The organism is Deltaproteobacteria bacterium (assembly GCA_020848745.1).
Taxonomy (GTDB): domain Bacteria; phylum Desulfobacterota; class Binatia; order UTPRO1; family UTPRO1; genus UTPRO1.
Window position 1 is genome coordinate 241,989 of record JADLHM010000098.1, and the last position, 12,522, is coordinate 254,510.

Below are 12,522 nucleotides of genomic sequence, written 5' to 3' on the forward strand. Positions count from 1 at the left end.
GCGCCCCGCGCATTGACACCCAATGAAGGCCGTCGGTATGGTCCCCGCGCTCCGAGGGGGGATCGACACGCACCACGGGCGCCGCTCCAGGCGTCGCTCCCGCATCACGGGCTCGAAAGGGGTCGTCCGATGTCCAAGGTCACGCCGCTTCGCTTCACCGCCGCACTGACGCTCGCCTGCGGTCTCGCGCTCGGCTCCCCTCCCGTCGGCCGTGCGGAGGTGCAGCCGGGCGACATGATCACCAAGGAGAACCAGGACAAGATCAAAGGGCTCGTCGCCGACGGCGTGCAGTGGTGCGTGAACCGCGGGATGGAGATGAAGATCGTCCCGACCAAGAAGATCCCGCTGCCGAAGCTCTATCAGGAGGCCACCGAGAAGTACGCCTCCCAGGTGAAGCTCAAGGAGGACCAGACGCTCGAGGGGTACGTCGCGGGCCGGCCGTTCCCTCAGGTCGACATGGCCGATCCGAAGGCGGCGACGAAGCTCATGTACAACTTCGAGCGCACCCACTACTTCACCGACGACCTTGCGCTCCATCTCTTCGACGCCGACACCGGCCAGCTGCAGGTCGATCAGGGCGGCAACCAACGCTACACCGTCGAGCGCCACTTCGTGCTCGATTGGCTCCGCGCCCTCCAGTTCACCGGCCGCCTCCACATCGACCCGAAGCCGGAGATCGAACCGAACAAGGACGGTGCGTTTCGCAAGGCCGGTCTCTATCCCGTGGTCGAGCCGTTCGACCTGAAGGGCATCGGTGGCCTCAACTACCGCTACCTCGACCCGCTCCGGCAGGACGACCTCTGGCTCTACCTGCCGAGCCTGCGCCGCGTGCGTCGCCTCTCGAGCGCGCAGCGCTCCGAGGCGCTCTTCGGGCAGGACATCGACGTCGACAGCTACGGCGGCTACGCGGGGCAGATCCCGTGGTTCACGTGGAAGCTCCTCACCAAGAAGCCGATGCTCGCGTCGCTCCACGGCGAGAACATGCCGCCGGTGCCGTGCAAGACCGACGGCGGTATGACCTTCTGCGAGGCCTGGGAGATGCGGCCGGAAGTGCTCGTCGTCGAGGGCACGCCGAAGGCCGACGCGTACGCGTATTCGAAGCGCGTCATCTACCTCGACCACGAGAGCTTCTTCATCGTCTACACCGACCTCTACGATCGTGGCGGCGAGCTCTGGAAGACGGTCATGCAGAGCATCCGCACGTCGAACAGGCCGAATCCGAAGGTCAATTTCGAGTATCCCGAGGAACGCATGTTCATCTACGCGTTCACGGTGGTCGACATGCAGCTCGAGCACGGCACGCGCGTCGCGATCCCGGGCATGGCGTTCCAGGACGAGCCCGGCTGGTACGTCGACGTCGGTCCGAAGTACGGCGGCGAGGAGGAGTGGTTCACGATCGCCGCGCTCATCAGCGCGGGGCATTGAGCGGGCGGCGATTCACGGCCCCCGATTCGCCGACGGTGCCGGCATGCCTCCGCGCCTCACGCACATAGCGCTCCGGGCGGCCGACCTCGACCTCTCGATCGACTTCTACGCGCGCTATGCCGGTCTCGTCGTCGCCCACGAGCGCGACGAGAAGGGAACGCGCGTGGTCTGGCTCGCCGAGCGCGCGGAGGATCCCGCCTTCGTCTTCGTGCTGATCCCGATGGCGCACTCCGAAGGCGAGCGCTCCGGCGTGCACCACTTCGGGTTCTCGGTCGCGCGCCGCGACGACGTCGACGCGCTCGCCGCGCGGGCGCGCGCCGAGGGCATCCTGCGCGAGGGACCGCGCGACGCCGGGCCGGTGGTCGGCTACTTCTGCATCGTCGAGGATCCGGACCGGAACTGGGTCGAGTTCTCCTTCGGCCAGCCGATCAATCCGCGCGCGCTCGCGTAGCCGCGACGCGGCGCGTGCGTACCCTTCGCGTTCGGCCGTCAGGCCGCGGCGAGCCGGCCGCCGTCGATCCGGAACACGAGATCGGCCGCCGCCTCCACGAGCGCGGCGTCGTGCGTGACGACCACCTGGGTCATCCCGTCGGCGCGGACCCGCGCGAGCACCTCTACGAGCTCGCTCCGCCGCGCCGGGTCGAGCGCACTCGTCGGCTCGTCGTAGAGGAGGCAGGCGGGCGCCATGGCGAGCGCGCGCGCGATCGCGACCCGTTGGCATTGCCCGCCGGAGAGCCGGGCCGGGTGCTCGTCCACCTTGGCGGCGAGGCCGAGGCGGTCGAGGATCTCGCGGGCCCCCGCCTCGGCGGCGCTGCGCGCCGCGCCGCGGACGCGCCGCGGCGCGAGCACGCAATTCTCGAGCACGGTGAGGTGGGGGAAGAGCTCGAAGCTCTGGAAGACGAGGCCGATGTGGCCGCGGAGGGTCGCGGCGGCACTGCGTCCCGCGACGACGACGCGATCGCCGACGGCGATCGTGCCGCGCTCGGCGCGGTCGAGTCCGGCGAGACAGCGGAGCAAGGTCGTCTTCCCCGCTCCGCTCTCGCCGACGATCGCCGCGATCGCGCCCGCCGGCACCGCGAACGACACGTCGCGGAGCGTCGGCGCGGCGGCGCCGCGATGGCGATGGGCGAGGCCTTCGACGCGGAGCGCGGCGCCGTTCACGCGGCGCTCCGCAGGTGCCGCCCGAGCCGCGCCTCGGCGCGGCGGGCGAGCCACGCGAACGGCAGGCCGATCGCGAGGTACCAGGCCGCCACCAGGAGGCCGAGGCCGAGGTGGTCGCGCATCGCGTTCGCGAGGTTCAAGTAGGTCTTGGTGAGCTCGGTGAGCGTCACGAGCGAGACGAGCGAGCTGTCCTTGAGGAGCGCGATGAAGTCGTTGGTGGCGGGCGGGATCGCGACCCGCACCGCTTGCGGTCCGATCACGAAGCGCAGCGCCTGCATCGTCGACAGGCCGAGCGACCACGAGGCTTCGAGCTGTCCCGCCGGCACGCTCTCGAGCCCGGCGCGGTAGTTCTCGGCCTCGGCGGCGGCGTAGTTGAGGCCGAGGGCGACGGCGCCCGCGACGAACGGGTCGAGCGTGACGCCGAGCTCGGGCAGCCCGAAGTACAGCATGATGAGCTGCACGAGAAGCGGCGTCCCGCGCACGAACTCGATGTAGCCGATCGCGAGCGCGCGGAGCGGCAGCGGCCCGTACTTCCGGCAGAGCGCGAGCCCGATGCCGAGCGGCACGGCGAGCGCCATCGCCGTGAAGGACAACGCCAGCGTGAGCGCGGCGCCGCGCGCGAAGAGCGCGAGCGTGCGCGGGTAGCGATCGCGCAGGCGCTCGAGGAGGGGCGGGGGCTTCCCGACCGCCGTGCGCCACGCTTCGAGCGCCTCGGCGACGCCGCGCCCGCCGCCGGCGGGCGCGCCGAGGAGCGCGGCGGTCGCGTCGTTCCAGAGGCCCCACCGCTCGTAGATGGCGCGCAGCCGGCCGTCGGCGGCGAGGCGCGCGAGCGCGTCGTCGAGCGCGGCGCGCAAGGGCTCCTCGCCGAGCGGCACCGCGACCGCGTAGCGCACCTCGCCGAAGTCGCCCGGCACCGCTTCGAGCGCGGGCTCGATCTCGCCGTAGTAGAGGCTGATCGGGGCGTCGAGCAGCACCGCGTCGGTGCGGCCGAGGACGAGGTCGGCGTAGATCTCGTTCTGGCCGCCGTCGTACGTGCGCACCTCGGCGCCCGCGCGCCGCAGGATGCGCTCGGCGAGCGAGCCGGGCAGCGTGCCGACGAGGCGCCCGCGGAGCGCGGCCGGCGTGCGCGGCGCGGCGGCGTCGCCGCGGCGGACCGTGAGACGCTCGGGCGCGACGTAGTAGGGGCGGGTGAGGAGCGCGACCCGGAGCTTCTCGTCGGCGACCTCGATGCCGTTCAGCGCGGCGTCGAAGTCGCCGCGTCCGAGGAGATCGAGCAGCATGTCCCACTGTCCCTGTACCGGCCGCGCGCGGACGCCGAGCTCGGCCGCGAGCGCGGTCGCGAGGTCGACCTCGAACCCGATCAGGTGGTTCGGGTCCATCGGATCCTGGAACACGTAGGGCGCGCCGCCTTGCGCGTCGGCGCCCCAGCGCAGCTCGCCGGCGGAGCGGATGCGGCCGAGGGCGCCGGCGGGCTCGTCGTCCTCCTCGGCGCAGGCGACGCGGGCGGCGGCGACGGGAAGGCACGCCGTCACGACGAGCGCCGCGACGACGACGCGCCATGCCGATCGCCGGGGGCACGCGCCGCGCATCACGCCGAGCGCTCTAGCAAGGTTGCTGAAAAAGGGCGATCTGCTTCGTTGCGCGGTCGCTCCCTCGCGCCTTGAGCGTGCGACCCGTCGCGGCGTCTTGTCAGCCGCGGGCCGCGTCGCTACACGATGCCGCCATGCAGACCCGTGCCGCCGTCGCCCACGCTGCCGGAAAGCCGCTCTCCATCGAAACCGTCGAGCTCGCCGATCCGCGCGCCGGCGAGGTCCTGGTCGAGATCAAGGCGACCGGCGTCTGCCACACCGACGCCTACACGCTCTCGGGGGCCGATCCCGAAGGGCTCTTCCCGGCGATCCTCGGACACGAGGGCGCGGGCGTGGTCGTCGCGGTCGGCGCCGGCGTCACGACGCTCGCCGAGGGCGACCACGTGATCCCGCTCTACACGCCGGAGTGCCGGCAGTGCGAGTACTGTCTCAGCCGCAAGACCAACCTCTGCCAGGCGATCCGCGCCACCCAGGGGCAGGGGCTCATGCCCGACGGAACGAGCCGCTTCTCGCAAGGCTCGACGATGATCCGCCACTACATGGGCACGTCGACCTTCGCGAACCACACGGTCGTCCCCGAGATCGCGCTCGCGAAGATCCGCTCCGACGCGCCCTTCGACAAGGTCTGCTACGTCGGCTGCGGCGTCACGACCGGGATCGGTGCGGTCATCAACACCGCCGGGGTGGAGCCGGGCGCGCGCGTCGTCGTGTTCGGGCTCGGCGGCATCGGGCTCAACGTGGTCCAGGGCGCGCGCATGGCGGGGGCCGAGCAGATCGTCGGCGTGGACACGAACCCGGGTCGGCGCGCGCTCGCCGAGCGGTTCGGCATGACGCACTTCGTGAACCCGCAGGAGGTCCGCGGCGACCTCGTGCCGCACCTCGTCGATCTCACGAAAGGCGGCGCGGACTACTCCTTCGAGTGCATCGGCAACGTGCACGTCATGCGCCAGGCGCTCGAGTGCTGCCACAAGGGCTGGGGCGTGAGCGTCATCATCGGCGTCGCCGGCGCGGGACAGGAGATCTCGACCCGGCCGTTCCAGCTCGTGACGGGGCGCGTGTGGAAGGGCACCGCTTTCGGGGGCGCGCGCGGCCGGACCGACGTGCCGCGCATCGTCGACTGGTACATGGACGGCAAGATCGACATCGACTCGCTGATCACCCACGTGATGCCGCTCGAGAAGATCAACGACGCTTTCGACTTGATGCACGCGGGCGAGTCGATCCGCAGCGTCGTGACGTTCTAGGAGCGGCGGGTCGGCACGCTTGCATCGGCCGTCCGGTCGTGGCGGTAAGTTGATTCGGAAAATGGCGACGCTTCGTTTCTATTTCGACTACATCTCCACCAACGCCTACCTTGCCTGGCTCCAGATGCCGACGATCGCCCGGCGGTACGGCTGGGTGCTGGAGCCCGTGCCGGTGTTGTTCGCGGGCCTGCTCGAGGCGCACGGGACGAGCGGGCCGGCCGAGACGCCGGCGAAGGCGCTCTGGATGTGGAAGAACAACCTCCGGAAGGCGGCGCTCTCGGGCGTGCCGCTGAACCCGCCGGCGTTCCACCCGTTCAACCCGCTGCTCGCGCTCCGGGTGACGACGCTCGCGCGCGACCTCGACGAATGCGACGAGCTCATCACGCGGCTCATGGAAGCCGTGTGGGTGCGGGGCGAGCACGTGAGCGAACCGGAGGTGATCGAGCGCGCGTGTCGCGACGTCGGGCTCGACGGCGGGGCGCTCGTCGCCGCGGCGGGCGCCGCGAAGGCGAAAGCCGCTCTCCGCCGCCAGACCGACGACGCGATCGCGCGCGGCGTCTTCGGCGTGCCGACCATGGAGGCGAGCGGGGAGATCTTCTGGGGCTACGACGATCTGCCCTACCTCGAGCTCTTCATGGCGGGCGACGACCCGCTGGCGCGCACCTCGTTCGGCAAGAGCGATACGCCGGCGCCGCGCGCGTCGGCGATGCGGCGGCAGCACCGCGAGCGCATCGAGCGCGGCACGTGACGACGTGAAGCAGATCGTTCTGATCAAGCAGGTCCCGGCCGTCGCGGAGCTCGCCTTCGACCCGCAGACGCGCACGCTGAAGCGCGAGGGCGTGCGTCTGGAAGTGAGCTCGTTCGACGTTCGGGCACTGCTCCGCGCGGTCGAGCTCCGCGCCGAGCACGGCGGCGAGGTGGTCGTGCTCACCATGGGGCCTCCGGCGGCGCGCGAAGCGCTCGTATACTGCCTTGCGCTCGGCGCCGATCGCGGCATCCATCTCTGCGACCGTGCGTTCGCCGGCGCCGATACGCTCGCGACGGCGCGCGCGCTCGCGGCGGCAGTGGCGCGCGAGCGCCCCGACCTCGTGCTGTGCGGGCGTGCGAGCGTCGATGCCGAGACCGCGCAGGTCGGGCCCGAGGTCGCCGAGCTGCTCGACGTGCCGCAAGTGTGCAGCGCCCGGACGCTCGTCGTCGATGCCGCCGCGCGCACCTTCACCGCGGAGCGCGAGACCGACGACGGTGCGGAGACCGTGACGGGCGCGCTCCCGGCGCTCGTCACGGCGGGCGAGGATCTGGCGCCGGAGCGCTTTCCGCGCCGGGGGGACAAGGAAGCGGCGAAGGTGAAGCCGATCGTCGAGCTGACGGCGGCCGCTCTCGGCCTCGACGCGACGACGATCGGCGCCGCCGGCTCGCCGACCTGGGTCGAAGGGCTCGAGGCGATCGACGTCGCGCGCCCGGGTCGCGTCCTCGAGGGCGGCGTCGATGCGGCGATTGCCACACTGGTTGCCGAGCTCGAGGCGCGCGGGATCTTCGCCCCGGCCGGCATCGGCGACCCGGGCGACGCGGCGCCTGCGGCGTCCGCTCCGACGGCGGAACGCGCGGGGGCGGTGGCGCGTGATCGCGACGTGTGGGTCGTGGCCGAGCTCTTCGATGGCGCCGTCCGTCGCGTGACGCTCGAGCTCCTCGCGAGGGCTCGCCGCCTCGCCGCCGCGCGCGGCGGCCGCGTCGCGGCGGTGCTGCTCGGGCACGACGTCGGCCGCCACGTCGCGCTCCTCGCGGGCCACGGAGCCGATCGCGTGCTCGTCGCCGACGATCCACGCCTTGCGACCTACGCCACCGAGCCCTACGCGGCGCTGCTCGCGCGGGCGATCGGCGCCGAGCGTCCGGGCGCGGTATTGGTGCCGTCGACCTACGTCGGCCGCGATCTCGCGCCGCGCGTCGCGGGGCGCCTCGGGCTCGGACTCACCGGCGATTGCGTCGACCTCTCGATCGACGACGAGGGCCGTCTGGTGCAGTGGAAGCCGGCGTTCGGCGGCAACGTCGTCGCGCCGATCCTCTCGCGCACGCGCCCCGAGATGGCGACGGTCCGTCCGGGCGTGCTGCCGGCGGCGTCGGCGCGCGCGGGCGCGACGGCGCGAGCCGACGCGCTGTCGCTCGTCGATCTCCCGGCGAGCCGGCTCCGTGTCGTCGACCGCCGGCGCGATCCGTCGGCGGCGCGTGCCGCCGCGCTCGACGAGGCGGAGATCGCGGTTGGCGTCGGGCTCGGCATCGGCGGTCCCGAGGCGCTCCCGGTGATCGAAGCGCTCGCGGCGGCGCTCGGCGGCGCGCCGCCCGCGGCCACCCGCGACGTCGTCGACAAGGGATGGCTGCCGCGCCAGCGCCAGGTCGGCCTCACGGGCCGCGCCATCGCGCCGCGCTGCTACTTCGCGATCGGTATCCGCGGCGCCGCCGAGCACATGGTCGGCGTGCGCCGCTCCGGGACGATCGTCGCCGTCGACAAGAACCCGCAGGCGCCGATCTTCGCGCAGGCGGATCTCGGAATCGTCGGCGATTGGGCCGAGGTCGTGCCGCGCCTCACGCACGCGCTTGCGGCCCGACGCAAGAGCTCCGAATAGCCATCGCCACCGCATGACGCCGTGCTAGGGTGGCGACATGGCGGAACCCAAGCGGCGGGCGACGTACGAGGACCTCATGCAGGTCCCCGAATGGAAGGTCGCGGAGATCATCGAGGGCGAGCTGATCGTGAGCCCGCGCCCGGCGACACCGCACGCGTACACCGGAACGGTCATGATCGCCGATCTCGGGGGGCCGTTCGGTGGTCCGCCCGGTGCTCCGGGGCGACCCGGCGGGTGGTGGGTCTTGTACGAGCCGGAATTGCACTTCGGGGAGGACGTTCTCGTCCCGGACGTCGCTGCGTGGCGGCGGGAACGATTTCCACAGCTACCCAATGCCGCGTTCATCTCCCAGGCGCCCGACTGGGTGTGCGAGGTCATCTCTCCCTCGACCGGCACGATCGACCGCGGCCGCAAGATGCGCATCTACGCGCGCGAAGGCGTCGGGCACCTCTGGTTCGTCGAGCCGCTCGCGCGCACGCTCGAGGTCTATCGCCTCGACGACGAGGGGCACTGGGTCGTCGTCGAGAACTTCGGTGGCGACGACGTCGTGCGCGCGGCGCCCTTCGACGCCATCGCGCTCGACCTCGCGCGCTGGTGGCTGCCGGGGACCGAGCCCACGCGCTGACGGCCCCGCGAGGCGCAGCAGCTCGTTACGCTGATCTTCGAGGACTGCTCCGGTCTCCGCCGCGATCGTGCGGTGTCCGACGGTCCGCGATGCTCTTCACGGTGTTTCGGTTTCCGTCGGTGTCGGTGACGCTTCGGGCGTCGGGGTTTCGTCCGGGCTTTCGGTCGGCGTCGGGCTGACCGTCTCGACTGCGGTTTCGGTCACGGTCGGCGTTGCGGTCGGAGTGACCGGCGGCGTGGCAGTGCGCGTCGCCGACGGGGTCACGGTACGCGTCGGTGATGGCGTCGCGGTGCGGGTCGGGGTCACGGTGCGCGTTCGCGTCGGGGTCACGGTGCGGGTCGGTGTCGGCGTGGCGGTGCGGGTCGGCGTGAGCGTCCGGGTAGGCGTCAGGGTCGGCGTGGGCGTGGCACTTTCCGTCGGGGTGGCCGTGAGCGTCGGCGTCGCGGTGCGCGTCGGGGTCGCGGTCCGCGTCGGTGTCACGGTGCGCGTCCGGGTCGGCGTCACGGTCCGCGTTGCCGTCAGCGTCGGGGTAGCAGTGCGGGTCGGCGTGGGGGTGCGGGTTCTGGTCGGCGTGCCGGTGCGAGTGGGCGTCCCGGTCGCGGTCGGTGTTGGCGTGTCGGTCGGCGTTGGCGTTGGGGTCGCGGTCGGCGTGTCGGTGGCGGTGGGCGTCGGTGTCGGCGTTGGGGTCGGCGTGGGCGTGGGGGTGTCGGTCGCGGTCGCGGTCGGCGTGTCGGTTGGCGTTGGCGTTGGGGTCGCGGTCGGTGTGTCGGTGGCGGTGGGCGTCGGTGTCGGCGTTGGAGTTGGCGTGTCGGTCGCGGTCGGCGTCGCCGACGTGATCGGGGTCGTCGGGTACGCCGGCGTCGGACAGGGGAGGCCGCTCGCGTCGGCCTCGATCGTGGCCAGCAGCGAGGGGCTTTGCGGAACGGCCGCTCGCAGAATGGCGAGACTCGCGCAGGTGTGGCTGCGGACGAGACATTCCGTGTACCCGGACAGCGATTCGACCGCGGTGTCGAATGCGAGGCACTGCGGTGCGACGGTCGACAGGTGGGCGCCGCTCGGAGCGAGCAGCGTGGCGAACGGGACGGCACCGCATCTGCGCTCGATGTTTCGCCGGAAGCGGACCGTCGCATCGGCGAGGTCGGCTCGCCATATGGCGCACCGCCGCGCGCCGCGCTCGAGACACCCGGAACCGCCAGCTTCCCGACGGCAGGCCAGCGCCGCTTCGAGGCAACGCCGATCTCCGGCCAGTCGGCGCCCGAGGAGGCCGGCGCCTTCGACTCCGACGGCATCGATACACTTCGTGAGCTCGGGAACGGCGGGATCGAACGTGCCGTCGCCGCCGTAGTCCGCAAGGCAGGCGGCGTCTCCGAGGTCGACGCCGTTCAGACGCAGCAGCTCGCCGGCGCGCGCGTGCTCGAGGACGAGCACGCGGTCGCTCTCGCACGCATGGCGCCGCGCGATGCATGCCGCGATCGCGCCGTGATCGTCGAGCGTGAGGCCGAAGTCGGCCCAGCAGCCGTCGGCCGCCTGTTGGTGCCCGAGCCCGCTGGCGTCGAGCATCTCGGTGAGGGAAACCGTCGTCGCGTTGCAGCGCCGAAGGATCCTGCGGGCGAATCGCCGCGTGTCCTCGGCGAGCGCGGCGCGCGTCGCGACGCACGTGGTTTGTGCGTGATTGCGGCACGCGTCGCCGCCGGGATGGATACGAGCGCACCATGCGACGGCGCGAAGGCATCGGCCGAGCCGCGTCAACCGCGTCGTGACCGCGCGTGCGCCCGCTCGGGTGATGGCGCGCGCGCAGAGGTCGAGCCGTGCGAGCGCTTCGGCGCGGACCGGTCGCACGACCGCGCCACTCGCGGCGAACGAGATCAGGAGCGCCAGCGCGATCGTCACACCGCGGCGCGGGGTGAGAAGGGGGACGCGGGGGGACAGCATGGAAACGAGGGAAGGGAGCATCTCCCGTGCCGAGCGCGACCGCGCCGTCCCGCGCGGCGCGCGGTCCGGGCACCAGGGGCAGAAGGGCCCCGGTGACGGAAACTCCCGCAGCGGTGGTCAAAAGTCTGACAACGGGGGGTCGGCTCGCGCCGCGCCTTGACTCGTGGTTCCTTCTGACCGACGCTTCACGCCCGCCATGGGCTCGTACCTCCACGACGTGGCGCGCCGCCTGATCGCGTTCGACACGGTGAGCGCCGGGAGCAACGCGGGCGCCGCGGCGGTGCTCGCCGACGAGCTCGCCCGTCACGGGTTTCGCGTCGCCTGTCAGGAGTACGAGAGCGAGGGCGTGACGAAGGTGAACGTCGTCGCGACGGCCGGACCGCCGGTCGCCGGCGGCCTCATCGTGTCGGGTCACGTCGACGTCGTGCCCTTCGCGAACCAGGCGGGCTGGACGCGCGACCCGCTGGCCTTCACCGTCGACGATGCGCGCGCGTACGGCCGGGGCACGAGCGACATGAAGGGGTTCCTCGCCCAGTGCGTCGCCGCGGCCGCGGTGATCGACCGCGCGCGGCTCGCGCGGCCGCTCGCCTTCGTCTTCACCGCCGACGAGGAGATCGGCTGCGGTGGCGCCCGCCGCCTCGTCCCCGCGCTTCCCGCACTCCTCGCCGGCGTGCCGCTTCCGACCCTCGCGTGGATCGGCGAGCCGACGGCGTGGCGCGTGTACCACACCCACAAGGGCATCGTCGTCTTCACGATCACGGCGCACGGCGTGGCCGGGCACAGCAGCCTTCCGGAGCGCGGTCAGAACGCGATCGCCGTCATGGCGCGGGCGATCGCGGTGATCGGCGCGTACCAGGCCGAGCTGCGCGCGGCGGCTCCGCGCGCAAGCGCCGCCGACTTCCCGGAATGCCCGTACACGCCGCTGAATCTCGGCGGCGTGCGCGGCGGCAGCGCCGACAACATGATTGCCGATCGCTGCACGCTGACCGTGAGCTACCGGCCGTTGCCCGACGAGGATCCGCTCGCGGTGCATCGGGAGGTCGCGCGCCGGCTCGCGGCGGCCGATCTCCGCGACCCGGGATCGCCCGAGGCGCCGGCGCGCGTGGACGTTGGCGCGGCGTCGGTCGTCGCGGGCATGCGCTCGCCGCGCGCCACGCCGCTCGCGGCGGCGCTCGCGGACGCGCTCGGTCCCCGCAGCGCGGGCGGCGCGGGGGGCGCGCCCTTCGCGACCGACGGCGGCGAGTTCGCGCGGGGTGGCGTCGCGAGCCTCGTCTGCGGTCCGGGCGAGCTCGGGCAGGCGCACCAGCCGAACGAGAGCATCGCCCGCGCCGCCTTCGAGGAAGGAGTGGAAGTGATCGGCCGCGTCGTCGCCCGGCTCTGCGTCGGCTGAACGGGGGTTTTGACTAGCGCTGCGGACGCGAGCAAAACGAAACGACCACCGCCCCTGCCGCCACTCCGCTCTTCTATAGAGAATGCGCGGCCCAGGAAGGACCCATGAGCAAGATCTACGACGCCCTCCAGCATCTCGAGGCCCAGAGGAAAGCGATGGAAAGCGGTCAGGCCCCCGATCTCGGGGCGAATCCACTCGACCTGCAGGAGCGGCCGACGCCGGCGTCCGCGCCGCGTCCCGGCAGCACCGCCCAGAGCCTGCTCGAGCACGCCGGTGCCGTGATGCGCTTCGAGTCCGAGCTGCACCGCCGCATGGGCGAAGCGGGTTTCAACGGCCTGCACGGCCTGTTCGCGCTCGCCGAGCAGCTCGAGCGCGCGCTCGCGACCGTGTCGCGGCACGAGCTCGACGGCGCCGAAAGCGACCTCGAGCGCGTCGCCGACCGCATCCGTGGGATGCAGCACGACCTCCGCCAGCTGAAGGCGGTGAAGACGGACTTCGAAGGACTGCGCTGAGCGGAGCGCGGCGCGCGGCGTTCCGG

Annotated in this window: 12 protein-coding genes; 9 read left to right on the plus strand and 3 right to left on the minus strand. The window is 72.4% G+C overall.

Translation table 11 applies throughout. From position 1 onward, the window contains the following. The first annotated feature begins 129 nt into the window (after window positions 1-129). Both IT293_14940 and IT293_14945 read left to right on the plus strand, forming a co-directional pair. On the plus strand, window positions 130-1,425 hold the full coding sequence (locus tag IT293_14940) for a DUF1329 domain-containing protein (protein ID MCC6765952.1): 1,296 nt from the start codon (window positions 130-132) through the stop codon (window positions 1,423-1,425). A 43-nt stretch (window positions 1,426-1,468) separates the two neighbouring features. Beyond that, window positions 1,469-1,876: a VOC family protein gene (locus tag IT293_14945; GenBank protein MCC6765953.1), complete on the plus strand. Its 408-nt coding sequence runs from the start codon at window positions 1,469-1,471 to the stop codon at window positions 1,874-1,876. A gap of 38 nt (window positions 1,877-1,914) precedes the next feature. On the opposite strand, the gene IT293_14950 is transcribed toward IT293_14945, so the two are convergent. Further along, entirely contained in the window at window positions 1,915-2,586 is a 672-nt protein-coding gene (locus IT293_14950) for an amino acid ABC transporter ATP-binding protein (protein MCC6765954.1), read from the minus strand. Continuing rightward, the gene (locus tag IT293_14955; protein ID MCC6765955.1) at window positions 2,583-4,175 is read right to left on the minus strand and encodes an ABC transporter permease subunit; all 1,593 of its coding nucleotides are present in this window, start codon (window positions 4,173-4,175) and stop codon (window positions 2,583-2,585) included. The genes IT293_14950 and IT293_14955 overlap by 4 nt, the downstream gene beginning before the upstream one ends. Window positions 4,176-4,309: 134 nt before the next feature. Here IT293_14955 and IT293_14960 point away from each other — a divergent pair, with 134 nt between their 5' ends. From IT293_14960 to IT293_14975, 4 genes are all read left to right on the plus strand, one after another. Then, a complete protein-coding gene (locus IT293_14960) occupies window positions 4,310-5,419 on the plus strand; it encodes an S-(hydroxymethyl)glutathione dehydrogenase/class III alcohol dehydrogenase (GenBank protein ID MCC6765956.1) in 1,110 nt (369 codons plus the stop codon). 61 nt (window positions 5,420-5,480) lie between these two features. After that, window positions 5,481-6,167: a 2-hydroxychromene-2-carboxylate isomerase gene (locus IT293_14965; protein ID MCC6765957.1), complete on the plus strand. Its 687-nt coding sequence runs from the start codon at window positions 5,481-5,483 to the stop codon at window positions 6,165-6,167. A gap of 4 nt (window positions 6,168-6,171) precedes the next feature. Further along, window positions 6,172-8,037 (plus strand): electron transfer flavoprotein alpha/ beta subunit, encoded by a 1,866-nt coding sequence (locus IT293_14970; GenBank protein MCC6765958.1) that lies wholly within the window; start codon window positions 6,172-6,174, stop codon window positions 8,035-8,037. A gap of 37 nt (window positions 8,038-8,074) precedes the next feature. Then, window positions 8,075-8,662, plus strand: coding sequence for a Uma2 family endonuclease (locus tag IT293_14975; GenBank protein ID MCC6765959.1), 588 nt, complete (start codon window positions 8,075-8,077; stop codon window positions 8,660-8,662). 25 nt (window positions 8,663-8,687) lie between these two features. Here IT293_14975 and IT293_14980 read toward each other — a convergent pair whose 3' ends face one another. Beyond that, complete coding sequence (locus IT293_14980; protein ID MCC6765960.1) at window positions 8,688-9,638, minus strand: hypothetical protein; 951 nt, start codon at window positions 9,636-9,638, stop codon at window positions 8,688-8,690. Between the two features lie 68 nt (window positions 9,639-9,706). Here IT293_14980 and IT293_14985 point away from each other — a divergent pair, with 68 nt between their 5' ends. From IT293_14985 to IT293_14995, 3 genes are all read left to right on the plus strand, one after another. Next, window positions 9,707-10,690, plus strand: coding sequence for a hypothetical protein (locus IT293_14985; GenBank protein ID MCC6765961.1), 984 nt, complete (start codon window positions 9,707-9,709; stop codon window positions 10,688-10,690). A gap of 67 nt (window positions 10,691-10,757) precedes the next feature. Beyond that, entirely contained in the window at window positions 10,758-11,984 is a 1,227-nt protein-coding gene (locus tag IT293_14990; GenBank protein MCC6765962.1) for a M20/M25/M40 family metallo-hydrolase, read from the plus strand. A 104-nt stretch (window positions 11,985-12,088) separates the two neighbouring features. Next, window positions 12,089-12,496: a hypothetical protein gene (locus IT293_14995; protein MCC6765963.1), complete on the plus strand. Its 408-nt coding sequence runs from the start codon at window positions 12,089-12,091 to the stop codon at window positions 12,494-12,496. Window positions 12,497-12,522 lie beyond the last annotated feature (26 nt).

Excerpts from the sequence above, each read along its gene's own strand:
- IT293_14975 (MCC6765959.1), top strand. The coding sequence starts at position 8,075 with ATGGCGGAACCCAAGCGGCGGGCGACGTACGAGGACCTCATGCAGGTC.
- IT293_14945 (MCC6765953.1), top strand. The coding sequence starts at position 1,469 with ATGCCTCCGCGCCTCACGCACATAGCGCTCCGGGCGGCCGACCTCGAC.
- IT293_14960 (MCC6765956.1), top strand. The coding sequence starts at position 4,310 with ATGCAGACCCGTGCCGCCGTCGCCCACGCTGCCGGAAAGCCGCTCTCC.
- IT293_14965 (MCC6765957.1), top strand. The coding sequence starts at position 5,481 with ATGGCGACGCTTCGTTTCTATTTCGACTACATCTCCACCAACGCCTAC.
- IT293_14940 (MCC6765952.1), top strand. The coding sequence starts at position 130 with ATGTCCAAGGTCACGCCGCTTCGCTTCACCGCCGCACTGACGCTCGCC.
- IT293_14980 (MCC6765960.1), bottom strand. The coding sequence starts at position 9,638 with ATGTCTCGTCCGCAGCCACACCTGCGCGAGTCTCGCCATTCTGCGAGC.
- IT293_14995 (MCC6765963.1), top strand. The coding sequence starts at position 12,089 with ATGAGCAAGATCTACGACGCCCTCCAGCATCTCGAGGCCCAGAGGAAA.
- IT293_14955 (MCC6765955.1), bottom strand. The coding sequence starts at position 4,175 with ATGCGCGGCGCGTGCCCCCGGCGATCGGCATGGCGCGTCGTCGTCGCG.